The organism is Streptomyces sp. XY006 (assembly GCF_002237655.1).
Classification (GTDB): domain Bacteria; phylum Actinomycetota; class Actinomycetes; order Streptomycetales; family Streptomycetaceae; genus Streptomyces; species Streptomyces levis.
This window is the reverse complement of the sequence record NZ_NOKT01000035.1, coordinates 1-23,010: the sequence shown is the minus strand read 5'-3', so window position 1 is coordinate 23,010 and position 23,010 is coordinate 1. Positions and strand designations below refer to the sequence as shown.

The 23,010-nt window shown below is 72.3% G+C and carries 23 protein-coding genes and 1 pseudogene; 15 read left to right on the top strand and 9 right to left on the bottom strand.

Annotated elements, in window-relative coordinates; all coding sequences use genetic code 11:
• The first annotated feature begins 7 nt into the window (after positions 1-7).
• Positions 8-553, top strand: a complete 546-nt coding sequence (locus tag CHR28_RS31815) for an arginine repressor (protein ID WP_031114708.1) — start codon at positions 8-10, stop codon at positions 551-553.
• Between the two features lie 174 nt (positions 554-727).
• On the opposite strand, the gene CHR28_RS31810 is transcribed toward CHR28_RS31815, so the two are convergent.
• The 6 genes from CHR28_RS31810 to CHR28_RS31785 form a co-directional block, all read right to left on the bottom strand.
• Positions 728-1,531: an FAD:protein FMN transferase gene (locus CHR28_RS31810; protein ID WP_256984516.1), complete on the bottom strand. Its 804-nt coding sequence runs from the start codon at positions 1,529-1,531 to the stop codon at positions 728-730.
• On the bottom strand, positions 1,524-2,594 hold the full coding sequence (locus CHR28_RS31805) for an FMN-binding protein (protein WP_094057183.1): 1,071 nt from the start codon (positions 2,592-2,594) through the stop codon (positions 1,524-1,526). Before CHR28_RS31805 ends, CHR28_RS31810 begins: the two co-directional genes overlap by 8 nt.
• A gap of 40 nt (positions 2,595-2,634) precedes the next feature.
• Positions 2,635-4,017, bottom strand: coding sequence for a ferredoxin reductase family protein (locus CHR28_RS31800; protein ID WP_179272624.1), 1,383 nt, complete (start codon positions 4,015-4,017; stop codon positions 2,635-2,637).
• A 128-nt stretch (positions 4,018-4,145) separates the two neighbouring features.
• Positions 4,146-4,841, bottom strand: a complete 696-nt coding sequence (locus tag CHR28_RS31795) for a L,D-transpeptidase family protein (RefSeq protein WP_094057182.1) — start codon at positions 4,839-4,841, stop codon at positions 4,146-4,148.
• Between the two features lie 3 nt (positions 4,842-4,844).
• Complete coding sequence (locus CHR28_RS31790) at positions 4,845-5,432, bottom strand: pyridoxamine 5'-phosphate oxidase family protein (RefSeq protein ID WP_094057181.1); 588 nt, start codon at positions 5,430-5,432, stop codon at positions 4,845-4,847.
• A gap of 132 nt (positions 5,433-5,564) precedes the next feature.
• Entirely contained in the window at positions 5,565-6,509 is a 945-nt protein-coding gene (locus CHR28_RS31785; protein ID WP_094057180.1) for a hypothetical protein, read from the bottom strand.
• Between the two features lie 291 nt (positions 6,510-6,800).
• Between CHR28_RS31785 and argH the strand changes: the two genes are divergently transcribed.
• The 4 genes from argH to CHR28_RS31765 all read left to right on the top strand — a co-directional run bounded on the left by argH (position 6,801) and on the right by CHR28_RS31765 (position 11,548).
• On the top strand, positions 6,801-8,234 hold the full coding sequence (argH, locus tag CHR28_RS31780; RefSeq protein ID WP_094057179.1) for an argininosuccinate lyase: 1,434 nt from the start codon (positions 6,801-6,803) through the stop codon (positions 8,232-8,234).
• A 173-nt stretch (positions 8,235-8,407) separates the two neighbouring features.
• Positions 8,408-9,379: an aldo/keto reductase gene (locus CHR28_RS31775; protein ID WP_094057178.1), complete on the top strand. Its 972-nt coding sequence runs from the start codon at positions 8,408-8,410 to the stop codon at positions 9,377-9,379.
• 85 nt (positions 9,380-9,464) lie between these two features.
• Positions 9,465-10,016: a TetR/AcrR family transcriptional regulator gene (locus tag CHR28_RS31770; RefSeq protein ID WP_179272623.1), complete on the top strand. Its 552-nt coding sequence runs from the start codon at positions 9,465-9,467 to the stop codon at positions 10,014-10,016.
• Complete coding sequence (locus CHR28_RS31765) at positions 10,013-11,548, top strand: MFS transporter (RefSeq protein WP_094057176.1); 1,536 nt, start codon at positions 10,013-10,015, stop codon at positions 11,546-11,548. Before CHR28_RS31770 ends, CHR28_RS31765 begins: the two co-directional genes overlap by 4 nt.
• Positions 11,549-11,750: 202 nt before the next feature.
• On the opposite strand, the gene CHR28_RS31760 is transcribed toward CHR28_RS31765, so the two are convergent.
• Positions 11,751-12,425: a lysophospholipid acyltransferase family protein gene (locus tag CHR28_RS31760; protein ID WP_094057175.1), complete on the bottom strand. Its 675-nt coding sequence runs from the start codon at positions 12,423-12,425 to the stop codon at positions 11,751-11,753.
• Between the two features lie 387 nt (positions 12,426-12,812).
• On the opposite strand from CHR28_RS31760, the gene CHR28_RS31755 reads away from it, so the two are divergent.
• The 3 genes from CHR28_RS31755 to CHR28_RS31745 all read left to right on the top strand — a co-directional run bounded on the left by CHR28_RS31755 (position 12,813) and on the right by CHR28_RS31745 (position 15,141).
• On the top strand, positions 12,813-14,003 hold the full coding sequence (locus CHR28_RS31755; RefSeq protein WP_094057174.1) for a glycerophosphodiester phosphodiesterase: 1,191 nt from the start codon (positions 12,813-12,815) through the stop codon (positions 14,001-14,003).
• A gap of 88 nt (positions 14,004-14,091) precedes the next feature.
• Positions 14,092-14,586 carry an RNA polymerase sigma factor gene (locus CHR28_RS31750; protein ID WP_094057173.1) on the top strand — a complete coding sequence of 165 codons (495 nt, stop codon included), beginning with the start codon at positions 14,092-14,094 and terminating at the stop codon, positions 14,584-14,586.
• Positions 14,587-14,643: 57 nt separating this feature from the next.
• Positions 14,644-15,141 carry a GNAT family N-acetyltransferase gene (locus CHR28_RS31745; protein ID WP_094057172.1) on the top strand — a complete coding sequence of 166 codons (498 nt, stop codon included), beginning with the start codon at positions 14,644-14,646 and terminating at the stop codon, positions 15,139-15,141.
• Between the two features lie 67 nt (positions 15,142-15,208).
• Here the strand turns inward: CHR28_RS31745 and CHR28_RS31740 are convergent, their stop codons facing one another.
• Complete coding sequence (locus tag CHR28_RS31740; RefSeq protein ID WP_094057171.1) at positions 15,209-15,640, bottom strand: hypothetical protein; 432 nt, start codon at positions 15,638-15,640, stop codon at positions 15,209-15,211.
• Entirely contained in the window at positions 15,621-15,980 is a 360-nt protein-coding gene (locus CHR28_RS31735) for a hypothetical protein (RefSeq protein ID WP_094057170.1), read from the bottom strand. The genes CHR28_RS31740 and CHR28_RS31735 overlap by 20 nt, the downstream gene beginning before the upstream one ends.
• Positions 15,981-16,049: 69 nt before the next feature.
• Between CHR28_RS31735 and CHR28_RS31730 the strand changes: the two genes are divergently transcribed.
• The 7 genes and pseudogenes from CHR28_RS31730 to CHR28_RS31700 form a co-directional block, all read left to right on the top strand.
• Entirely contained in the window at positions 16,050-16,700 is a 651-nt protein-coding gene (locus tag CHR28_RS31730) for an HAD-IA family hydrolase (protein ID WP_094057169.1), read from the top strand.
• Positions 16,701-17,073: 373 nt separating this feature from the next.
• Complete coding sequence (locus CHR28_RS31725) at positions 17,074-18,108, top strand: methionine ABC transporter ATP-binding protein (protein WP_094057168.1); 1,035 nt, start codon at positions 17,074-17,076, stop codon at positions 18,106-18,108.
• Positions 18,105-18,812 (top strand): methionine ABC transporter permease, encoded by a 708-nt coding sequence (locus CHR28_RS31720; RefSeq protein ID WP_094057167.1) that lies wholly within the window; start codon positions 18,105-18,107, stop codon positions 18,810-18,812. Before CHR28_RS31725 ends, CHR28_RS31720 begins: the two co-directional genes overlap by 4 nt.
• A 61-nt stretch (positions 18,813-18,873) precedes the next feature.
• Entirely contained in the window at positions 18,874-19,695 is an 822-nt protein-coding gene (locus CHR28_RS31715) for a MetQ/NlpA family ABC transporter substrate-binding protein (RefSeq protein ID WP_094057166.1), read from the top strand.
• Positions 19,696-19,834: 139 nt separating this feature from the next.
• Positions 19,835-20,467 carry a GNAT family N-acetyltransferase gene (locus CHR28_RS31710; RefSeq protein WP_094057165.1) on the top strand — a complete coding sequence of 211 codons (633 nt, stop codon included), beginning with the start codon at positions 19,835-19,837 and terminating at the stop codon, positions 20,465-20,467.
• Between the two features lie 145 nt (positions 20,468-20,612).
• The gene (gene cbiE, locus CHR28_RS31705; protein ID WP_094057164.1) at positions 20,613-21,833 is read left to right on the top strand and encodes a precorrin-6y C5,15-methyltransferase (decarboxylating) subunit CbiE; all 1,221 of its coding nucleotides are present in this window, start codon (positions 20,613-20,615) and stop codon (positions 21,831-21,833) included.
• 367 nt (positions 21,834-22,200) lie between these two features.
• Positions 22,201-23,010, top strand: a pseudogene (locus CHR28_RS31700) (nicotinate-nucleotide--dimethylbenzimidazole phosphoribosyltransferase); the annotation flags it as partial.

Sequence of the window (23,010 nt, the reverse complement as noted above, 5' to 3'; positions counted from 1 at the left end):
GACGACGATGAGCCAGGCGCAGGACCACGAGCAGCCGGGGGCGAACGGGCCCGCCGTGCCGCAGACCCGCACCGCACGGCACCGCCGGATCGTGGACATCCTCAACCGGCAGCCGGTCCGCTCGCAGAGCCAGCTGGCGAAGCTGCTCGCCGACGACGGGCTGAGCGTCACGCAGGCGACGCTCTCCCGGGACCTGGACGAGCTGAACGCGGTCAAGATCCGCAACACCGACGGGGACCTGATCTACGCGGTGCCGAGCGAGGGCGGGTTCCGCACGCCGCGGGCGCCGCTGGGCGGGTCGGCGAAGGAGGAGCGGATGCGGCGGCTCTCGCAGGAGCTGCTGATCTCCGCGGAGGCCTCGGCGAACCTCGTGGTCCTGCGGACCCCTCCGGGGGCCGCGCAGTTCCTGGCCTCGGCGATCGACCAGGCCGAGCTCCACGACATCCTGGGGACGATCGCCGGGGACGACACGCTGCTGCTGATCAGCCGGGAGCCTACGGGTGGGCAGGCCCTGGCCGACCATTTGCTGCGGCTGGCGCAGAACGGGCACTGAGCGCCCGCCGTACGGGTGACGGTGGGCGGGCGGGTGCGGGTGCGTTGTGGCCGTTCGCGCAGTTCCCCGCGCCCCTCGGCGGCGTGGTGCCTGAGGTGGTGGGTGGGTGGGGGTGCGTTGTGGCTGTTCGCGCAGTTCCCCGCGCCCCTGAGGGGCGCGTCCTGAGGGGCGTCCTCAGCCTAGGCGGGCTGCCAGGCCGGCTGTGCAGCGGACCTCGTCGCCGGCTGTGATCAGTAGCGCCTCCACCTCCGGGAGTGACTCCAGCCAGGCCAGGCCCTCCCGCGAGCCCATCGCGAACGCCGCCGTCGCCCAGCAGTCCGCCCACGTCAGCCGGGGCCCCACCACCGTCACGGCGACCAGGTCGGTCACGGCCGAACGCCCCGTGCGCGGGTCGACGATGTGCGCGCCCCGCTCCGCCGTACCGGACGTCGCCACCGACAGCTCCCGCACCCCGGCCGCGGAGACGACCGCCGCCAGCCCGCCCGGGCGCAGGGGGTCCGACACCCCGACCCGCCAGGGCCGCTGCGGCTCCGGCGTCCCCAGCAGCTGGACGTCTCCGCCGCCGTTGACGCTCACCCCGCACACCCCGGGCACCTCCGCCAGCCGCCGCGCCGCCCGTTCGACGGCCCAGCCCTTGACGATGCCGGTCGGATCGAGGCGGCCCTGGTACGACATGCTGAACCAGCCGTCGCTCACCCGCTCCGCCTGAGCCGCCAGCTCCAGCACCTCGGCGACCTCGGGATCGCACTGCCCGACGCTCACCTCGCCGCGCTGCAGCCGGGAGACCTGGCTGTCCTCGCGGTAGGTGCTGAACACCTCGTCGACGCGGTGCAGCCCGGCCACGACCTCGTCCAGGGCCGCGCGCACGGCGGCCGGATCCCCGCCGCGGACGTCGAGGGAGAAGACGGTCCCCATCGTCTCCTCCACGTGACGCACCGCGGCGGGAGCCTGCGCGGAGTCGGCCACCGTGTCAGCCACCGGCCTGGTCCAGCGCCGACTGGAGGGACTTCTTGTAGCCGGCGCTGGTGTAGGTGGCTCCGGAGACGGAGTCGATCTGTGCGGTGCCGGTGGCGACGGCGGCCTGGTTGAGGCGGGGGACCGAGCTGGAGGTGATCTGGTCGCTGCGGCCGCCCTTGGGGGCCTGGACCGCCTCGGCCTTGGTGATCTTCCCGCCGGCGACGGTGATCCGGACCTGCACCGGCCCGTACTCGGTCTGCGCCACGCTGCCGGTGAACGTCCCGGTCCCGGTCTGCTCCCGGCCGCCTCCCTCACCTGCGGCCTGCGAGGAGCCGCCCCCGGACGGGGCCTTGTCCAGGGCGGACTGGAGGGACTTCTTGTAGCCGGCGCTGGTGTAGGTGGCTCCGGAGACGGAGTCGATCTGTGCGGTGCCGGTGGCGACGGCGGCCTGGTTGAGGCGGGGGACGGAGCTGGAGGTGATCTGGTCGCTGCGGCCGCCCTTGGGGGCCTGGACCGCCTCGGCCTTGGTGATCTTCCCGCCGGCGACGGTGATCCGGACCTGGACCGGCCCGTACTGCGTCTGCGCGACATCGCCCGTCACGGTCCGGGCCGTGCCCGCGCCCCCGCCCTGCGCGGCGCCCGCCGAGGCCTTCGCCTTGTCCAGGGCGGACTGCAGTGACTTCTTGTAGCCGGCGCTGGTGTACGTCGCCCCGGACACGGCGTCGATGTCCGCGCTCTGCGCCGCGACGGCCGCCTGGTTGAGGCGCGGCACGGCGTTGGCGGTGATCTGGTCGCTCTGGCCGCCCTTGGGGGTCTGGACCGCCTCGGCCTTGGTGATCTTGCCGTTGCTCATGGTCACGCGGACCTGGACCGGACCGTACTGCGTCTGGGCCGCGTCACCGGTGACCGCGCCGTTCACGCCGCCCTGCGGGGCCTGCCCGGCCGCCGCCGGCGGGAGCTGGCCGCCCGCCGCCTGGGCGGATCCCGGGTCGGAGGCGGGCTTCAGCGACAGCAGCAGCACGATGCCGGAGACGGTGGCTGCGCCGGCGAGCACGGCACGCCGGACGGGGTGAGACTTCCTCATCGTTTCCCAAACTCCTGAAGGGCCGTTGATGTCCCGTCGCTCACATCTCGAACGACTCGTGATGGATACGGCGGGCGGGGACTCCCGCGCCGCGCAGTGCCTCGTAGACGGACTGCGCGAAGCCGGGCGGCCCGCACATGAAGACGTCGTGGTCGCCGATGTCCGGGATCTTCCGCTGGAGGGACTCGGCGGAGATGTCGGGGCGTTCCCCGTCCGGGCTGTTGACCGCGTACATCAGCCGCGCGCCGCGCTCGTCGGCGATCTTGGCGAGCTCGCCCCACAGGGCCAGGTCCTGGGTGCTGTTGGCGCGGTAGAGCAGCGTGATGTCACCGGACGCGCCGGGCAGCGTCTCGAACAGCGCCCGCATCGGGGTGATCCCGACACCGCCCGCCACCAGCAGCACCTTGCCCCGGCTGCGGCGCTGCGCGGTCATCGCGCCGTAGGGGCCCTCCGCCCAGACCCGGGTGCCGGGTGTCAGATCGCGCAGCCGCTCGGTGTGGTCGCCGATCGCCTTGACGGTGATCCGCAGCATGTCCGGGCGCGGCGCCGCCGACAGGGAGTACGGGTGGGAGCTGAAGCGCATGCCCGGCGCCATGAACCGCCAGCGGAAGAAGTGCCCGGCCTCGGCGCCCATCCGGTGCAGCTTGCGGCCGCCGATCAGTACGGACACGATGCCCGGGGTCTCCTCGATGACCGCCTCGACGCGCATGCGGTGCCGCAGGTTCAGCCGGATCGGGGTGAGGATCCGGTACCAGACCACCAGCGCCGTCACCACGCCGTACAGCCCGTACCAGAAGGTCTTGGCGGTGGGCTCGACGGCGAACTCGTTGCCCGTGGTGATCTGGTGCCAGAACGTCAGGTACACCGCCGCGTAGGTGAGCAGGTGCACGTGGTACCAGGTGTCGTACCCGATCAGCCGGCGCACGCCGCCGATCGACAGGATCCCGATGAGGAACAGCAGACCGGTGCCGATGGCCGCCTTGCCCATGTCCGGCAGCTGGTTGACGGAGTCTACGGTCTGCTGCACGACGTCGCCGAGCCCCTTGCCCGCCTGCAGGGCGTAGCCCCACATGATGAGGAAGACGTGGGCGAGGACCAGGCAGAGGGTGTAGCGGCCGGTCATGGCGTGCCAGCGCGCGACCCGGTCGGTGCCCACCCGTCGCTCCAGGGCCGGCACGCGCGCCATCTGGAGCACCACCAGCGCCATCAGATAGCCGGCGAGCAGGCCCGTGATCCGGCCGGCCGCCACGATCTTGCTCGTGGTGTCCGCGAGGGACGGTGTGTTGTCCCACCACAGCCACAGCACGGCCGCCGCTCCCGCCCACAGGGCGATCAGCAGCGGAACGGCCGGGGAGCGGCGCGGGCGGATGCGGCGCATCGTCTGGCGGCGGGCGGCACGGCCGCCTGCGAGCGTGGTGGTCACGGTTCCTCCGTGGGGACTTGACCCTTGGCCCACAGATACGTGCCGGGACACGGGAGTGTTCAGCCGTGCACCGAGTCGTGTGCGAACCAGCCGTGACCGGTGGTAACCCCGGCTCGTCCCGCGACTGTTCACCAGCGGGTGACAGCCGTGCTCCCGCTCTCCGTTCCGACGGCGATGTGCGGCCGCCGCTCGGGATCCGCCCAGGCCAGGATCCGCCGCATCGCGGCCCGGGAGACGGACACGCAGCCGGCCGTCGGGCCCCGTCCGTGGACATGGAGGAAGATGCCCGCGCCGCGTCCCCGCACGGGACGCTCGTAGTTGAAGCCGATGACCAGCGCGTGCGCGTACTGCGTCCGGTAGGTGATCAGATGCTCGGACTCGGCGGCCCGGCAGTCGGCGGCACGGGGCTCGCTCCAGCGGTTGTAGGAGCGCGAGTCGTTGTCCTGGCACCACCAGGAGTCCTGCCGCACCCGGCGGTACGGATACGCCGTCCCGCGCGGCGCCGCATCGATGCCGAACGCGTACGGCAGGTCGTACAGACCCGTCGGCGTGGTCTCGGTGCCCTGCTCGCGGGCGCCGCCGTCGACCAGCCCGTTCGCCCCGAAGCGCGCCGGTGCGGAACCCGCCTTCACCCACCGGCCGCCCCCGGTCCGGTTCCACCAGGTGACCATGCCCGTCGTCGCGTTCTTCCGCGGGGCCACCGCGGTGATGAGCTGGGTGCCGCCGCCGGTGTCCGCCATCCGGGCCGGCAGCGGCGGCGCGGGCGGCCCGGCGCCGAGCAGCAGAAGGGCACAGACGGCGAGGGCGACGGCACCGGGGCGCATGCCTCAGACCGTAGAGGGCGGCAGCGGCAACGGCAGCCCGGGTAGTCCGTCCAGGCTGGTGGCGACGTGCTCCTTCTTGGCGAAGTACGCCCCGAGCGAGGCGTCGTCCTCCCGGGCGAACCGCTTGCCGTGCAGGTCCCGGTCCTCCTCGTAGGCCATGAAGGGCACCGCGTAGCCACAGGTGTCGCGGACCAGTTCGGCGGTGACGACGATGATCGCGCGCAGGCCGTGCGGGGCGGGGTCGATGTCCGGGAAACGGGCGAGCAGTTCCGCGAACCGGGGGTCGTCGCGGAAGACCGGCTCGCCCCTGCCGTGCACGCGCACGATGGTGGGCGGGCCCTGGAAGGCGCACCACATCAGGGTAATCCGCCCGTTCTCACGCACATGGGCGATGGTCTCGGCGTTGGAGCCGGCGAAGTCCAGATAGGCCACGGTGTGTTCGTCGAGCACCGCGAAGGAGCCCTTGAGGCCCTTGGGGGAGAGGTTGATCGTGCCGTCGGCGGACAGGGGCGCGGTGGCGGTGAAGAAGACCGGCTGTGCCTCGATGAACGAGCGGAGCCGGCCGTCTATCCCCTCATAAGTCTTTCCCATGTCTAACGATTATGGGAGCAAGTCTTTTGACTGTCTAAGGAATTGCGGGATCCGGTCACCTCTGCCGGATCCCGCCCGGACCGTGGCCGCCCCGGCCGGCGCTCCCACGGGGCGGCCACGGCGCCTGTCACGTCACTTGGTGAGCGTGCAGGCGGCCAGGGAGTCCAGACCGGCCGGCCGCTCGGCGGTGCGGCCGATGGCGGTGGCGATGCGGTTGATGGCCGCGACGCGCTTGTCCTCCAGCGGGCCGAGGATGGCGTTCTGGACGAAGTTGGGCCCGCCCTGTCCGACCGTGTCGACGAGGCGCTTGTCGGCCTCCTGGATCTGGGTGTCCAGCTGACGCAGGTTGCGGTCGACCTCGGCCTGGGCGGAGGCCGGGATCGCGGGCAGCCGCGAGGCGACGTCGGGGCAGCTGATCGCGCCGGCACCGGCCCCGCCCGCCTCACCCGCACCGCCCTCTTCGGCACCCGCGCCCCCTTCCTCGGCGCCCGCGCCACCCTCTCCGGCACCGGCACCGGCACCGGCACCCGCACCGGCCTCGCCTCCGGCGCCTTCCTCCGCGCCGGCGCCTTCCTCCGCCCCGGCGTCACCTCCGGCCCCGGCGCCCGCCTCGCCCGCTCCCGCACCGCCGTCGGCGCTGAGCTGACAGGCCGCGAAGGCCTCCAGGCCCTCGGGCTTGGCGGCGGCCCGTCCGATCGCGGTCTCGATGCGGTTGAGGGCGGCGACGCGCTTGTCCTCCAGCGGGCCGAGGATGGCGTTCTGGACGAAGTTGGGCCCGCCCTGCCCGACCGTGTCGACGAGGCGTTTGTTGGCCTCCTGGATCTGGGTGTTCAGCTGGGCGAGGTTGCTGTCGACCTCCGCCCGGGCCGAGGCGGGGATGTCGGGCAGCTGCGGGGTGACGTCGGGGCAGGTGATGGTGCCGGGGCCCGCCAGCGTCCGGGCGTTCGTCCCGCCGTTCTCGGACGTCTCCCCGGCGAGCGCGAAGCCGGCGATCGCCGTGCCGGACAGCGCCACCGCGGCCGCGCCGCCGATGAACGCGACGCGGCGCTTGTTGTACTTCGGAAGAGCCCTGGACATGGGGGTGCCTCACTAGGGGTCGGTGGGTCGTGGGTGTACAAACGCGGCGCCTGCGTTCGGCGAGAGGTACGGGTAAGCGGTTTCCCGCGTTCAACGGGCCCGCGAATTCCCCTGCTCTGGCCGGAAACCGATCCCGGGTGCGGCCTCGGTCCGCACCCTCGTCCGCACCCTCGTCCGCGCCCTTGGTTCAGGCCTCGATCCCCTCGATTGACGAATCATGCAGAACTCTGCATAATCATGCAGTACACTGCCCGTGGCGGTGCCCATCCCACCCAGTGAGGAGCGCAGCAGGTGAGCAGCAACAGCGGTGACGTCCGGCTCTGGGGCGGCCGTTTCGCCGACGGTCCCGCCGAGGCCCTGGCGAAGCTGTCCGCGTCCGTCCACTTCGACTGGCGGCTCGCGCCGTACGACATCGCCGGTTCGCGTGCCCACGCGCGCGTGCTGCACCAGGCCGGCCTCCTCACGGACGCCGAGCTGACCCGGATGATCGCCGGCCTCGACCGGCTGGAGGCGGACGTCGCCGACGGCTCCTTCACGGGCACGATCGCCGACGAGGACGTCCACACGGCGCTGGAGCGGGGTCTGCTGGAGCGCCTCGGCCCCGACCTCGGCGGCAAGCTCCGCGCGGGCCGCTCCCGCAACGACCAGGTCGCCACGCTCTTCCGGATGTACCTGCGCGACCACGCCCGGGTCATCGGCGGCCTGATCGCCGAGCTCCAGGACGCGCTGATCGGCCTCGCCGAGGCCCACCCCGACGTGGCGATGCCCGGCCGCACGCACCTGCAGCACGCCCAGCCGGTCCTGTTCGCGCACCACGTCCTCGCCCACGTCCAGTCCCTCTCCCGGGACGCCGAGCGGCTGCGCCAGTGGGACACGCGCACGGCCGTGTCGCCGTACGGCTCGGGCGCCCTGGCCGGTTCCTCCCTCGGGCTGGACCCGGAGGCCGTGGCGAAGGACCTCGGGTTCGAAGGGGGTTCGGTGGCCAACTCGATCGACGGCACGGCCTCCCGGGACTTCGTCGCCGAGTTCGCGTTCATCACGGCGATGATCGGGGTCAACCTCTCCCGGATCGCCGAGGAGGTCATCCTCTGGAACACGAAGGAGTTCTCCTTCGTGACCCTGCACGACGCCTTCTCGACCGGCTCGTCGATCATGCCGCAGAAGAAGAACCCGGACATCGCGGAGCTGGCCCGCGGCAAGTCCGGCCGCCTGATCGGCAACCTGACGGGCCTGCTGGCCACCCTCAAGGCCCTCCCGCTCGCCTACAACCGCGATCTCCAGGAGGACAAGGAGCCGGTCTTCGACTCCATCGACCAGCTGGAGGTCCTGCTGCCCGCCTTCACCGGCATGATGGCCACCCTCACCGTCCACCGTGAGCGCATGGAGGAACTGGCCCCGGCCGGCTTCTCCCTCGCCACCGACATCGCCGAGTGGCTGGTGAAGCAGGGCGTGCCGTTCCGCGTGGCCCACGAGGTCGCCGGCGAGTGCGTGAAGGCCGCCGAGGCCGAGGGCAAGGAGCTGGACGAGCTGACGGACGAACAGTTCGCGAAGATCTCGTCCCACCTGACGCCCGAGGTCCGCTCCGTCCTGAACGTCCCCGGGGCCCTGGCCTCCCGCGACGGCCGGGGCGGCACGGCCCCGAGCGCGGTGGCCGTCCAGCTGGCCGAGGTGAAGGCCGACGTGGCGGCCCAGCACGAGTGGGCGGTGGCCGGGCAGCGGACCTGAGGGGTACGCCCCTCAGGTGTGCGGGGACCGCGCGACCAGCCGCACACCTCCCGCACCCGCCGGAACACCGCCCGTCCCGAGCCTGAGGCGAAGGTCATCGCGGGTTACGTTGGGTCGGAGCCGAACCGGAGCCCTACCGGAGCCGAACCGGAGCCGACCGAACGGAGCCCCCGATGCCCTTCGCCCGCCTGGCCTCAGCGACCACCCCCACCTGCCACATCGGTCTCGGCCTCGCCGCGGTCGGACGCCCCGGCTACATCAACCTCAACCGGGACGAGGACCTCGGGGAGGACCGCAGCGTCCACGCCCTCCGCGCCCGCACCCACGAACTGCTCGACGCCGCCTACGCCCAGGGCGTCCGCTACTTCGACGCGGCCCGCTCCTACGGCCGCTCGGAGGAGTTCCTCGCCGACTGGCTGAAGAACCGGCCCGGCCTGGACGACATCGTCGTCGGCAGCAAGTGGGGCTACACCTACACCGCCGACTGGTCCACCGACGCCGACACGCACGAGGTCAAGGACCACACCCTCGCCACCTACGAGCGGCAGCGCGCCGAGACCGACGCCCTGCTCGGCGACCGCCTCGACCTCTACCAGATCCACTCGGTGACCCCGGACAGCCCGGCCCTCACCGACAAGGAACTGCACGCGAAGCTCGCGGAGGCCGCCGCCCGGGGCCTGACCGTCGGCTTCTCCACCAGCGGCCCGGCCCAGGCCGACGCGATCCGCGCCGCCCTCGCCGTGACGGTTGACGGCGAACCCCTCTTCCGCACCGTGCAGTCCACGTACAACGCGCTGGAGACCTCCGCCGGCCCCGCCCTCGCCGAGGCGCACGACGCCGGGCTCACCGTGATCGTCAAGGAGGGCATGGCCAACGGGCGCCTCGCCGGGCCGCACGCCCCGGACGTCCTGAAGGAGATCGCCGGGCAGACCGGCCTGGGCTGCGACGCCGTCGCCCTGGCCGTCGTCCTGCGGCAGCCCTGGGCCGGTGTCGTCCTCTCCGGTGCCGCCACCACCCAGCAGCTGGCCTCGAACCTGCACGCCGCCGTCGTCGACCTCGACGACGCCCAGCTGACCCGGCTCGCCACCCTGGCCGAGGACCCGCGCGCCTACTGGGAGCGGCGCGGACAGCTGCCCTGGCACTGATCTCTCACCCCTCCTGACCCGACAGCCGTGAGTCACGCATGCCCAGAGTGAGACATTGATGTCTCACATGGGGTACCGTTGTCTCATGGCTGTCGATCGTGACCACGTGCTGCGCTCCGCCGCGGCCCTGCTGACCCGCAAATCCACCGCGACCATGGACGAGGTCGCCAAGGCCGCCGGGATCAGCCGGGCCACGCTGCACCGGCAGTTCGCCGGACGGGACGCGCTCGTCCGCGCGCTGGAGTCGCTCGGCATCGCCGAGTGCGAGGCCGCGCTGGACGCGGCACGGCTGGACGAGGGCACGGCGAGCGACGCCGTACGCCGGCTCGTCGGCGCCATCGAGCCCGCCGCCGGACTGCTCGCCTTCCTCTACACCGAGAACCAGCTGTTCGAGGGCGAGGAGCAGAACGCCGGCTGGGCGCTGATCGACGAGCGGATCTCCGCCGTGTTCCGGCGCGGCCAGCTCGACGGCGAGTTCCGCATCGACCTCACGCCCGCCTGGCTCACCGAGGCGCTGTACGGCCTGCTGGCCTCCGGCGCCTGGCTGGTGCAGAGCGGCAAGGGCGCCCCCAAGGACTTCCCGCACATGATCGTCGAGCTGCTGCTCGGCGGCGCACTCAGGAGAGAGGAAACATGACCAGCACCCTGCAGCCGACGACCACGACCGAGGCGGTGAAGCGCCCGGGCCGCTGGCTCGCGCTCGGCGTCCTCGTGCTCGCCGTGCTGCTGGTGGCCGTCGACGCGACCGTCCTCGGTCTCGCGACCCCCTACATCAGCGAGGACCTCAAGCCGTCCGGCACGCAGCTGCTGTGGATCGGCGACGTCTACTCGTTCGTCATCGCCGGCCTGCTCGTCTCCATGGGCAGCCTCGGCGACCGCATCGGCCGCAAGCGGATCCTGCTCGTGGGCGCCACGGCGTTCGGCGCGATATCCGTCCTCAACGCCTACGCCACCACGCCCGAGATGATGATCGTCGCCCGGGCGCTGCTCGGCGTCGCCGGCGCGACCCTGATGCCGGCCACCCTCGCGCTGATCCGCAACCTCTTCCACGACCCGCGCGAGCGCAGTCTCGCCGTCGGCATCTGGGGCGCCACCGCCTCCGCCGGTACGGCCGTCGGGCCGATCGTCGGCGGATTCCTGCTGGAGCACTTCTGGTGGGGCTCGGTCTTCCTGATCAACCTGCCCGTGATGATCGTGCTGGTGCTCGTCGGGAGCAGGCTGCTGCCCGAGTCGCGCACCGCGAACCCCGGCCCCTGGGACCTGGTCAGCGTGGTGCTGTCACTGCTCGGCATGATCGGCATCGTGTACGCCGTCAAGGAGGCGGCGACCCACGGCTTCGCCTGGAGCACCCTGGCCGCCGGTCTGCTGGGCGCGGCGGCCCTGTACGGGTTCGTCCGCCGTCAGCTGCGGCTCCCGGCCCCGCTGCTGGACATGCGGCTGTTCCGCAACCGCGGCTTCAGCGGGGCGGTGCTCGCCGACCTGCTGACCATCCTCGGCCTGTCCGGCCTGGTGTTCTTCCTCTCGCAGTACCTGCAACTCGTCCAGGGCAGGCGCCCGTTCGAGGCGGGTCTGGCCGAACTGCCCGCCGCGATCGGCGCGGTGGTGGCCGGTCTGATCGCGGGACGTGCGGCCCGCCGCTTCTCGGTGCGCGTCGTCGTCTCCGGCGGGCTCGCGGCGATCGGCCTCGCGCTGGCCGCGCTCACGGTGATCGGCCAGTCCACCGGCTACCCGCTCCTCGGGGCCGCGCTGCTGGTGGTCGGCGTCGGCGCCGGCCTGTCCTTCACCGTGACCGCCGACGTGATCCTCTCCAGCGTGCCCAAGGAACAGGCGGGCTCCGCGTCCGCCGTGTCCGAGACGGCCTACGAACTCGGCGCGGCCCTCGGGATCGCCGTACTCGGCTCGATCGTCACCGGCGTCTACCGCGGCTTCACCGGCCCCGCCGGCACGCCGGACGCCGCGCACGAGTCGCTGGGCGGCGCCGTCGAGGCGGCCGAGGCCCTGCCGGCGCACAGTGCCGCCGCGATGCTGGACGTGGCCCGCACGGCCTTCGTCGACGGGCTGGCGCTCGCGGCGGGCGCCGGCGCGGCCGTCCTGCTGGCGGCGGCGGTGGCGGCATGGTTCCTGCTACGAGGCCAGAGCCTGGAAGGCGGCCCGACGAAACAGCCGTGACACGCCGAGCCAGGAAACGCCCCTGGGGGTCACGCCCTCAGGGGCACGGGGCCCACACGCCGAACGCCCCCGGGGGTCATGCCCTCAGGGGCGCGGGGAACTACGCGACAAGCCCACCACAACCCGCGGCCGCCGACGCTCCACGGCCCCCCGAGCCGCCGACGCTCCACGGCCCTCCGAGCCCGCGGCGCCCCGGCAGAACCTAAGCCGCTTCCTTCGCCTTGCTCGCGTACATGTCGACGTACTCCTGCCCGGACAGCCGCATGACCTCGGCCATCACCGAGTCGGTCACCGCCCGCAGCACGTACCGGTCCCGGTCCATCCCCTCGTAGCGGGAGAACTCCATGGCCTCGCCGAAGCGCACCGTGACCTTGCCCGGCCGGGGCAGACCCGCCCCGCCCGGCTGCAGCTTGTCCGTGCCGATCATGGCGAACGGCACCACCGGCGCCCCCGTCATCAGGGTCAGCCGGGCGATCCCCGTCCGCCCCCGGTACAGCCGGCCGTCGGGCGAGCGCGTGCCCTCGGGGTAGATGCCGAACACCCGCCCCTCCTCCAGCACCCGGCGCCCGGTCATCAGCGCGGCGACGCCGCCCCGGCCGCCGTCCCGGTCCACCGGGATCATGCCGACGCCGGTGAAGAACCAGGCCATCAGCCGGCCCTTGAGGCCCTTGCCGGTCACGTACTCGTCCTTGCCGATGAAGAAGACCTGACGGTCGCAGACCAGCGGCAGGATCATCGAGTCGATGAAGGTCAGGTGATTGCCGGCCAGGATGACGGGACCGTCGCCGGGAATGTGCTCCGCGCCCTCCACCTGTGGGCGGAACATCAGGCGCATGACCGGGCCGAGCACTGCCTTGATGAGCGCGAAGCGGGACAACGGGCCCTCCGGTGTCAAGGGATTCACTATGAGTCTGTGCAGGTGAGGACGATACTCGCGGGCCCCGGGATCGCGCACATCGGGCACGGCGACTTCACCGAGGCCTTACGCACTGTTGACGCGTGTTTACCTGCGGTGGCACGCCGCCGACGGTCCGTAACGCGGTCGACATGGTGTGACACACATCGCCTGAGGCGCCTGCCGGACGCGTTCCCGCAACCGCCGCGCCGAATCCGGCGGGAGGCGATGAACCGTCAGTTCAGCGGCCTCACCAGCCACTAGTGACATTCCCAGTCACCCGCGTGTTCCGCCCGCGGTCTCCCGCCGGTCATGTACGCGCCCCTACGATCGGCCCGCACTGACGAGCCGACGGCAGGGAGGGCGCTCATGGGAACGCAGGAGTCGAACGCAATTACGGGCGGAATCGCGGGCGGAACGACGGGTGGGGCCGGACGGCGGGCCCTGCTCGGCGCGGCGGTGCTCGGCGCCGGCGGAGCGGTCCTCGGCATGGCCGGCCCGGCCCGGGCCGACGGCGCCCGGCACGGCGGCGGGGGAGTCGGCAGCCTGCCCAAGCCGACGATCATCGGCCACCGCGGCGCCAGCGGCTACCGCCCGGAGCACACCCTCGGCTCCTACCAGCTGGCCCTCGACATGGGCGCCGACATCGTCGAGGCGGGCGACCTGGTCCCGACGAAGGACGGCCACCTGGTCTGCCGCCACGAGCCGGAGATCGGCGGTACCACCGACGTCGCCGCCCACCCCGAGTTCGCCGGCCGCAGGAAGACCAAGGTCCTCGACGGCGTCTCCACCACCGGCTGGTTCACCGAGGACTTCACCCTCGCCGAGCTGAAGACCCTGCGCGCGATCGAGCGCATCCCGGCCAACCGCCCGCACAACACCCTGTACAACGGGCGCTGGGAGATCCCCACCTTCGAAGAGGTGCTGCGCTGGCAGGACGAGCAGACCCGCAAGCGCGGCAAGCAGGTGTGGATCTACCCCGAGCTCAAGCACCCCACCTACTTCCGCAAGCAGGGCCTCGCCCTGGAGGAGCGCGTCGCCAAGCTGCTGCGCAAGTACCGCAAGGACCGGCGCACCTCCCCGGTCATCCTGCAGTCGTTCGAGCCGACCAGCATCGAGCGGCTGAACAAGCTCGTCGACAACCCGCTGGTGGTGCTGCTGTCGTCGGCGGACTCGCGCCCCTGGGACTTCGTCGAGACCGGCGACCCGCGCACGGTGGCCGACCTGGTCAAGCCGGCCGGCCTGCGGGAGATCGCCTCCTACGCGCAGGGCATCGGACCGACCCTGGACCTGGTCATCCCGCGTGACGCCCAGGGCAACCTCACCCGGCCGACCACGCTCGTCGCCGACGCCCACAAGGTCGGGCTGATCCTGCACCCGTACACCCTGCGCAACGAGAACCCCTTCCTGCCGGCGGACTTCCGCAAGGGCACGGACGCGGACGCCTACGGCGACGTCTTCGGCGCCTACCGGACGTACTTCGCGACCGGCATCGACGGCGTCTTCACCGACCAGCCCGACACCGGGCTGCTGGCCCGGGAGGACTTCCGCAACGGCTGAGCGTCAATACGCGAGCGCGCCCCCGCCGTTCGAGTGAGGTTCGGCCGCCCGGGCAACCCGCCGCCCGGGCGGCTGCGTCGCTCCGCATATGACGCACGACCTGGTCACCGCCCTGCGCCCCCTGCTCACCGCCGAGGCCTCGGCCGAGGCATATGCCGCCGGAACCGAGCCCGGCGATCTGGAGCAGGCGGTCTGGCTCCGCCTGCTGGAGCGCCTCGACGCCGACCGGCCGCCGGTCGACCCCGAGGAGTGGCTGCGCCGGGCCGTCCGCTCCGAGGCGCGCCGCAGCCGCCGCGCCAGCCGCCTCGAACGGCCGTACGCCCTCGAACCGGTGGACGACGGCGGCGGCGACCCCGAGGAGCTGGCCCTGGCCGCGGCCCGCGGCCGGGCCCTGCGCGCGGCCGTCCGCCGCCTCCCGGGCCGCTGCCCCCGGCTGATGGAGGCCCTGCTGTCGCCCGAGGACCTGACATACCGGGAAATCGCAGGGGAGTTGGGTATCTCACAGGGGAGTCTTGGCCCGGAACGTTCCAGATGCCTGGGATGTCTGCGCAGATTGCTCACACCGGAGGTTGCGGCCCGCTGAGGACGGGGATAGGAGTGAGGGACCACCGGTGATCAGATGAGCGGGAGGCGTGCGCACATGGGCATGAGCGTGACCATCTCTGCGGCGACCGAGCAGGACGCGGAGCAGATCTTCAGGCTGCAGTACCTGTGCTTCCAGACGGAGGCGGCGCTGTACGGGAACTACCGCATCGACCCGCTCGTCCAAACCCTCGACTCGGTCCGCGAGGAAGTCGCGCGGGACTGCGTCTTCGTCGCCCGGCTCGGCGAGGAGGTCGTCGGCTCGGTGCGCGGCTCGGTCACCGAGGACGGCGCGGCCGCGATCGGCAAGCTCTGCGTCCACCCCCGCCTCCAGGGCCACGGCATCGGCGCCCGGCTGCTCCGCGCGGCCGAGTCGGCCCTGGCCGACCAGCACGGCGCCACCCGTTTCCGCCTGCACACGGGCCACCGCAGCGAGGGCAACCTCCGCCTCTACCGCAAGGTCGGCTACGAGACGGTGGGCACGTCCCAGGGCGCGGACGGCGTACCGATGATCGTCCTGGAAAAGCCGGCGGGCACCTACGCGGCGACGGCTTGAGCCACGCCCTCAGGGGCGCGGGGAACTGCGCGGACAACCACGACGCACCCGCAGGCGCCGGCGCCCCTCAGCCCGCATCCCCCTGTCGCGCACGCGACCGCCGGAGCCAGTAGATCGCGGTCACCGGCAACAGCACCGGGATGAACAGATACCCCATCCCGAAGTCCGACCACACGGTCGCGTCCGGGAACGCCGAGGGTTCGATCAAGGTCCACGTCCCCACCGTCAGCACGCCCACCAGCTCGGCGACACAACACGCCAGTGCCGCCCTGCGCGCCGTCTCCCCGCCCCGCACCAGCGAGTACGTGATGAACCCGTACACCACCCCGGCCACGGCCGACAGCGAGTAGGCCAGCGGCGCCCGGTCGAACTCCGTCGCGATCTGGTACGCCGACCGCGACACCGCGCCCACGACCATCACGCCGTAGAGCCACACCAGCAGCGTCCCCGGACCGGACGCCAGGCGCCGCCGGCTCACCTCAGCCCGCCCAGATGTCATAGAGCCGCACCTCCAGCACCGCCAGCACCACGCCGCCCGCGGCGACCGTCACCGAACCCCACCGGGTGCGCTCGGCCAGCGACATGAACCCCGCCGCCGGCACACACGCGAACGCCCCCAGCAGATACGCCACGAAGATCGTCGTGCCCTGCTCCGGCTGCTCGCCCCGCGCCAGCAGCACGATCCCGGTCACCAGCTGGATCAGCGACAGCAGCGTGACCACGGCCATCCCGATGAAGTGCCAGTCCTTCGTCGGCTGGTCACGGTAGGCCGCCCAGCCGCACCAGGCGGCGAGCAGCAGCGCGGCGACGCCGGTCACCAGCGTCAGGACAGTGAGCATGCAGCGACCTTATTACGGCCGAAAAGGCCCGATGCCTCCGCCCCTGGCCCGCACCGTAGGGTCGAGGACATGAAGATCCGCGCGCACGCCCTGCTGTTCGACAACGACGGAACCCTGGTCTCCTCCCTCGCCTCGGTGGACCGCTGCTGGGCCCGGTGGGCCGCCGAGTACGGGATCACGCCCGAGGCCTTCGCGCGGGTCGAGCTGCACGGCCGTCCGGCCGCCGAGATAGCCGCCGACCTGCTGCCCCCCGGCATCGTCCCGGAGGCCGTCGCGCGCATCGAGGACCTGGAGGTCGACGACGTCCCCGGCGGCGGGGTCGAGCTGCTGCCCGGCACCCGCGCCTTCCTCGACTCCCTGCCCGCCGAGCGCTGGGCCGTCGTCACCTCCGCCACCCGGCGCCTCGCCGAGGCCCGGCTGGAGGCCGTCGGCATCCTGCCCAAGACGCTCGTCGCCGCCGACGACGTCACGCGCGGCAAGCCCGACCCCGAGCCCTACCTGCTCGCCGCCCGCTCGCTCGGCGTCGATCCCGCCGACTGCGTCGTCTTCGAGGACGCCCCCGCCGGTCTCGCGGCCGGCCGCGCCGCCGGCATGACCACCGTGGCGTTGACCACAACCCACCGGGCCGACGAACTCCACGCCGACCTGGTGGTGAAGGACCTGTCGGCCTTGTCCGCACTGGTCACCGAGCAGGGCGTGGAGATCGCCCCGCGCCCCTGACGCACCACAGCTCCCGTCCCACCGCTGTCCAGCATCCGGACAGCGGCGGCCGGTCAGGACCGTACGCGTGTTTTACTGACCGCATGACCACGACGAGCGACCGCATTCCGGCGACCGAGGCGACCATGACGCCCGGTGCTCGTTGTATGTGTCGAATGTGCGCCTGCTAGAGGGCCCCCGCACCACCCTGAGCTCGCGCCCCGAAGCGAGACCGCGGCCTGTCCGCGCGCTCTGAGCGCCGCGCGACACCGAGCCGCCCGCGCACATGTTCTCCGGTTCCACGCTCCAGCGAGAACCGTGCTGCGTCCCCGAACGAACGCACCCGTGCCCGGGACCACCCACGCCCGCGCACTCGACTGTGACGGAAACCCACGTGATCACCACCACGGACCTCACCAAGGTCTACCGTGCACGCGGCCGCGAGGTCACCGCCCTGGACGGCGTCGACCTGCACGTCCGCGAAGGCGAGGTGTACGGCGTCATCGGCCAGTCCGGCGCCGGCAAGTCCTCGCTCATCCGCTGCGTCAACCTGCTGGAACGCCCCACCTCCGGCACCGTGAGCGTCGACGGGCAGGACCTCACCGCCCTGGCCGGCCGCGGCCCGCGCGCCGGGAAGGAACTGCGCCGGGCGCGCAGCCGGATCGGCATGGTCTTCCAGCACTTCAACCTGCTGTCCTCCCGGACCGTCCAGGACAACGTCGAACTGCCCCTGGAGATCCTCGGCAAGACCGGCAAGGAGCGCTCCCGCAAGGCCCTGGAACTGCTCGACCTCGTCGGCCTCGCCGACCAGGCCAAGGCCTACCCGGCGCAGCTCTCCGGCGGGCAGAAGCAGCGCGTCGGCATCGCCCGCGCCCTCGCCGGCGACCCCAAGGTGCTGCTCTCCGACGAGGCGACCAGCGCCCTCGACCCGGAGACCACCCGCTCCATCCTGGCCCTGCTGCGCGACCTGAACCGGCAGCTCGGCCTGACCGTGCTGCTCATCACGCACGAGATGGACGTCGTGAAGTCGGTCTGCGACTCGGCCGCCCTCATGGAGAACGGCCGCATCGTCGAGTCGGGCACGGTCAGCGACCTCCTGGCCACCCCCGGCTCCGAACTGGCCGCCGCGCTGTTCCCGCTCGACGGCGAGGCCTCCGGCGCCGACCGCACGGTCGTCGACGTCACCTTCCAGGGCGAGAGCGCCACCCAGCCCGTCATCTCGCAGCTCGCCCGCACCTACAACATCGACATATCGATCCTCGGTGCCGCCATCGACACCGTCGGCGGCCTCCAGGTCGGCCGGATGCGCATCGAACTGCCCGGCCGCTACGAGGACAACGTCGTGCCGATCGGCTTCCTGCGCGAGAAGGGCCTGCAGATCGACGTCCCGGGCCACGAGTCCGCGCTGGTGAAGGAAGGTGCCAAGTGACCTGGTCCGAGATGCAGCCGCTGCTGGAGCAGGCGTGTTGGGACACGCTCTACATGGTCGGCTGGTCCACGCTCATCGCCGTCGTCGGCGGCCTCCCGCTCGGCATCCTGCTGGTCCTGACCGACCGCGGCGGCCTACTGCAGAACCTCGCCGCCAACAAGGTCATCGGGCAGATCGTGAACATCGCGCGCTCCCTGCCGTTCATCATCCTGATGGTCGCGCTGATGTCCTTCACCCGCTGGATCACCGGCACGACCATCGGCCGCGAGGCCGCCATCGTGCCGCTCGCCGTCGGCGCCATCCCGTTCTTCGCGCGGCTGGTCGAGACGGCCGTGCGCGAGGTGGACCACGGGCTCGTCGAGGCCGTGCAGGCCATGGGCGGCAACACCTGGACGATCGTGCGCAAGGTCCTCGTCCCCGAGTCCCTGCCGTCGCTGATCTCCAGCACCACCACCACGGTCGTCGCCCTCATCGGCTACTCGGCCATGGCGGGCACGGTCGGCGCCGGCGGCCTCGGCGACATCGCCATCCGCTACGGCTACCAGCGCTTCGAGACCGGGCTGATGTGGATCACCGTCGCGATCCTCGCCGTCGTCATCTCCCTCATCCAGTTCGCCGGCGACTACGCGGCCCGCTCCCTGCACCGCCGCGGCGCCCACTCGGGACCCGCCCCGCGACTGCGGCTGCTCAAAGCCGCCTCCTAGACCCCCCGTTCACCCACAACGGGGTCGCACCCTCGCAAGGCCATAAGGAAAGGCACTTTTCGTGCGTAACACCGCCAAGATCACCACTGCCGTCCTCGCCGCCGGAGCCCTCACCCTCGGGCTCACCGCCTGCGGCGGCGACAGCTCCTCCTCCACCGACGGCCCTCTGATCGTCGCCGCCAGCCCCGTCCCGCACGCCGAGATCCTCACCTACGTGAAGGACAACCTGGCGAAGAAGGAGGGCCTGGACCTCGAGGTCAAGGAGTTCACCGACTACGTCACGCCGAACACGGCGACGCAGGACGGCTCCGTCGGCGCCAACTACTTCCAGAACAAGCCGTACCTCGACGACTTCAACAAGAAGAACGGCACGGACATCGTGCCCGTCGTCACGGTGCACCTGGAGCCGCTCGGCCTCTACTCCCACAAGGTGAAGAAGACCGACGACCTGAAGAGCGGTGCGACCGTCGCCATCCCCAACGACACCGTCAACGAGGCCCGCGCCCTCAAGCTCCTCGCCGCCAACGGGCTCATCACCCTCAAGGCGGGCGTCGGCAACGAGGCGACCCCCTCCGACATCACCAAGAACCCCAAGAACCTCAAGTTCAAGGAGCTGGAGGCGGCCCAGACCCCGCGCTCCCTGGACGACGTGGACGCCGCCGTCGTCAACGGCAACTACGCCATCGAGTCCGACCTCAAGCCCGCGCAGGACGCCCTCGTCCTGGAGTCGCCGAAGAACAACCCCTACGGCAACTTCCTCGCCGTGAAGAAGGGCAACGAGGACGACCCGCGCGTGAAGAAGCTCGCGAAGCTCCTCACCTCGCCCGAGGTGAAGAAGTTCATCCAGGACAAGTACGCCGGCTCGGTGCTCGCCTCCTTCTGAGCCCCCGCCCGGCAGCCGTGAACTCGGGGTCCTCCCTCACCCGGTGGGGGAGGACCCCGTGGTGCGGATCAGTGCTTTCATGCTGCATGCTGGGCAGTTCAGCAGGCCCCGAAGGTTCCCGAAGGTTACGGAGCGGCGCATGACGAGCACCTTCCCCAACGTCTCCATCAACACGGAGCGGTTGGTCCTGCGCCCCTTCGAGGAGCCGGACATCCCGGCGTTCGCCGACATGATGAACGACGAGCTCGTCACCGCCTGGACCTCCGTCCCGCACCCCTACACCGAGGCCCACGCCCGCTCCTGGATCACCGAACAGGCCCCCGCCGAACGGACCGAGGGCCGCGGCATCGTCTTCGCCGTCACCGAGTTCCTCACCCAGCGCCTGGTCGGCATCGTCCACCTCAAGAACACCGACTGGCGCATCCGCTCCAGCGAGATCTCCTACGTCATCGCCCCGTGGGCCCGGGGTGAGGGCTACGCCTCCGAGGCCGCGCTCGTCACCGCGCGCTGGCTGTTCAACGACCAGAAGTTCGAGCGCCTGGAACTGCGCACCGCCGCCGACAACACCGCCTCCCAGCAGGTCGCCCAGAAGATCGGCTGTATCAGCGAGGGCGTGCTGCGCGGCGCCTGGATAGCGCGGACCCGCACCGACAACGGCGAGTGGACCGAGGTGCGCACCGACCTCATCGTGTGGAGCCTGCTCCCGGAGGACCTGGAGGGCGTCGGCGACCAGCTGCCCGGCGGATTCACCTCCTTCGGCGACTGGAACTGACCGGAACCCCCCGGCGGGCGACGGCGACGCCCCCACCGGCGCCCCCGCCGCAACCTCCACCGGGTACCCTCACGGAGCCCGCCCGCGGGCTGCACCCCGACACGACACACAGACGACCTGCGCAAACCCCTGGAGACTGACGACGATGGCCGACCGGGTCACGGTGATCGGCTGGGACGGCTCGCCGCTGACCGCCGCGGCACGCTCCGCCCTGGGCGCCGCGACACTCGTGGCGGGCGCCGCCCACCACCTGGCACTGCCCGAGGTACCCGCGGGCGCCGAGCGCATCCGCCTCGGCAGCGTCGCCCTCGCCGCCCGCCGCATCGCCGCCCACCGCGGCACGGCCGTCGTGCTCGCCGACGGCGACCCCGGCTTCTTCGGCGTCGTACGCACCCTGCGCGCGCCCGAGTTCGGCCTGGAGGTGGAGGTCGTCCCCGCCGTCTCCTCCGTCGCCACCGCCTTCGCACGCGCCGGCATGCCCTGGGACGACGCGGAAGTGGTCGTCGCACACCCGCGCACGCTGCGCCGCGCCGTGAACGTGTGCCGCGCCCACCCCAAGGTGGCGGTGCTCACCTCACCCGGCGCCGGCCCCGCCGAACTCGGTCTGCTCCTCGAAGGAGTCCACCGCTCCTTCGTCATCTGCGAGGAACTCGGCACCGACCACGAGCGCGTCACCATCGTCACCTCCGACCGGGCCGCCGACCACACCTGGCGCGACCCCAACGTCGTCATCGTCCTCGGCGGCCCGACCCGGCCCGACACGGCCGGGGAGACCGGCGGCTGGCTCGCCGGCCGCGACCCCTCCGCCGGGCCGCGCGGCTGGTCCCTGCCCGCCGAGGCCTACGGCGGCGACCTCGGCGAGGGCGAGACCCAGCTGCTGCGCGCCTCCCAACTCGCCCGCCTCGGGCCCCGCGTCGGCGACCTCGTGTGGGACATCGGCTGCGGCAGCGGCGCCTTCGCCGTCGAGGCGGCACGCGCCGGCGCCGCCGTCCTCGCCGTCGACAGCGACCCGGCCGCCTGCGCCCGCACCGACGCCGCCGCCCGCCGCCTCGGCGTCCAGCTCCAGATCGTGCACGGCACCGCCCCGCACGTCCTGGAGAACCTCCCCGAACCGGACGTCGTGCGCGTCGGCGGCGGGGGAGCGGCGGTCGTCTCGGCGGTCGCCGACCGGCGCCCGCAGCGCATCGTCACGCACGCCGCCACCCGCGACGCCGCCGAACTCATCGGCCGCGACCTGACCGAGCACGGCTACGGCGTCGAGTGCGCCCTGCTGCAGTCCGTCGAACTCGACACCAGGGCCTGGTCGGAGAAGGAACGGAGCGTCGCGTTCCTGCTCAGCGGCGTTCTGCCCAAGCGCGGCGGCTGACTCCGCGACCGTCCCCGTGATCGGTTTGTCGTACTGCGCGCGGTAGGCTGGCCGATCGCTGCACCGCACGCGGACGTCCGGCAGTTCGTCGGCCAATGTCCGGAAAACCCGCCCCTTTTGGGGTGGGTGTGGTACGGCAGAACCGGAGGAGGCGCAACGTGGCGCAGTCCACAGCGGAACCGTCGCGGATCAAGCTGCCGTGAGGGTGCCACGGCCGCAACAATGCCAGTGAATGGCTTTGTCGCCTTTTCGAGGCGAGCCGCTCGTGCCGCTGGGGACGCACGCTCGTTCTTCACTGTGGGGCGGTCGGTGCGCCGTTCCGGGTGAGCTGGTCGTAGGAGCACTAACCGATGGGCGAGGGGTACGCATGACCGACACCGGCCAGGTCCCGGGCGAGGGACTGCCGGAGAACTCAGGCATGGTGGAAGAGCCGGGCGCCGCGCACGGCTCGTACACCTACCTCTCCGAACCCGCTGCCGAGGACGAAGACCTCCTGCTGCCGGGCGCCCAGGGCGCCTGGGGTCACGAGGTCGCCCCGCCCGCGCCGGAGCCGGTCGTCGAGACCGCGCACCAGCCGGGCCCGCACGAGCTCTCCGGCCGCGACAGCGGCTCGGTCGACCTCAGCGGCGTCCGCCTGCCCGACCCGCCGCCGATCCCGCCCATCACCCCGCGCCGCCCGCTGCACCTCGGGCCGCCGCTGCCCGACAGCTCGGCCAGCCCGGTCCGCTCGCTGGCCGACCGCGGCCCCGCGGACGCGCCGGTGCGCCAGCCCGTGCCGTCGCCCGGCCCCGAGTACCTCGACGCCGCGCGCGGCGCGGAGATGCCGTCGGCCCCGGCGGCGCCCTGGGGCGCACAGCCCGTACCGCACCCCCAGTCGAGCGCCGGGGCGGCGCCTGCCGAAACGGTTGTTCCGACTCCGGAACCGGTGGGAGCGGCCCAGGCCGTGGTGACCCGGGTGGCGTCCGAGGCGGCCCAGACGATCCCGGCGCAGGCACCCGAGACCGGCCTGACGGCGCCCGAGGCCGAGGCCGAGGTGGCGGCGCACGCGCAGGCGGCGGGGGCCGACCCGGCGGTGACCGCGCAGGCGCCCGGGGCCGACCTGGCGGCGCAGGCGCAGGCGCCGGGGGCCGGCCCGGTGGCGCACGCGCAGGTGCCCGAGGCGGCCCCGGCCGCTGCG

Coding starts and splice junctions, on each gene's coding strand:
- CHR28_RS31785 (WP_094057180.1), bottom strand. CDS start 6,509: ATGTCCAGGGCTCTTCCGAAGTACAACAAGCGCCGCGTCGCGTTCATC.
- CHR28_RS31790 (WP_094057181.1), bottom strand. CDS start 5,432: ATGGGAAAGACTTATGAGGGGATAGACGGCCGGCTCCGCTCGTTCATC.
- cbiE (WP_094057164.1), top strand. CDS start 20,613: ATGGCCGACCGGGTCACGGTGATCGGCTGGGACGGCTCGCCGCTGACC.
- CHR28_RS31755 (WP_094057174.1), top strand. CDS start 12,813: ATGGGAACGCAGGAGTCGAACGCAATTACGGGCGGAATCGCGGGCGGA.
- CHR28_RS31710 (WP_094057165.1), top strand. CDS start 19,835: ATGACGAGCACCTTCCCCAACGTCTCCATCAACACGGAGCGGTTGGTC.
- CHR28_RS31735 (WP_094057170.1), bottom strand. CDS start 15,980: ATGCTCACTGTCCTGACGCTGGTGACCGGCGTCGCCGCGCTGCTGCTC.
- CHR28_RS31740 (WP_094057171.1), bottom strand. CDS start 15,640: ATGACATCTGGGCGGGCTGAGGTGAGCCGGCGGCGCCTGGCGTCCGGT.
- CHR28_RS31805 (WP_094057183.1), bottom strand. CDS start 2,594: ATGAGGAAGTCTCACCCCGTCCGGCGTGCCGTGCTCGCCGGCGCAGCC.
- CHR28_RS31795 (WP_094057182.1), bottom strand. CDS start 4,841: ATGCGCCCCGGTGCCGTCGCCCTCGCCGTCTGTGCCCTTCTGCTGCTC.
- CHR28_RS31745 (WP_094057172.1), top strand. CDS start 14,644: ATGGGCATGAGCGTGACCATCTCTGCGGCGACCGAGCAGGACGCGGAG.
- CHR28_RS31750 (WP_094057173.1), top strand. CDS start 14,092: ATGACGCACGACCTGGTCACCGCCCTGCGCCCCCTGCTCACCGCCGAG.
- CHR28_RS31815 (WP_031114708.1), top strand. CDS start 8: ATGAGCCAGGCGCAGGACCACGAGCAGCCGGGGGCGAACGGGCCCGCC.
- CHR28_RS31730 (WP_094057169.1), top strand. CDS start 16,050: ATGAAGATCCGCGCGCACGCCCTGCTGTTCGACAACGACGGAACCCTG.
- CHR28_RS31765 (WP_094057176.1), top strand. CDS start 10,013: ATGACCAGCACCCTGCAGCCGACGACCACGACCGAGGCGGTGAAGCGC.
- CHR28_RS31775 (WP_094057178.1), top strand. CDS start 8,408: ATGCCCTTCGCCCGCCTGGCCTCAGCGACCACCCCCACCTGCCACATC.
- CHR28_RS31770 (WP_179272623.1), top strand. CDS start 9,465: ATGGCTGTCGATCGTGACCACGTGCTGCGCTCCGCCGCGGCCCTGCTG.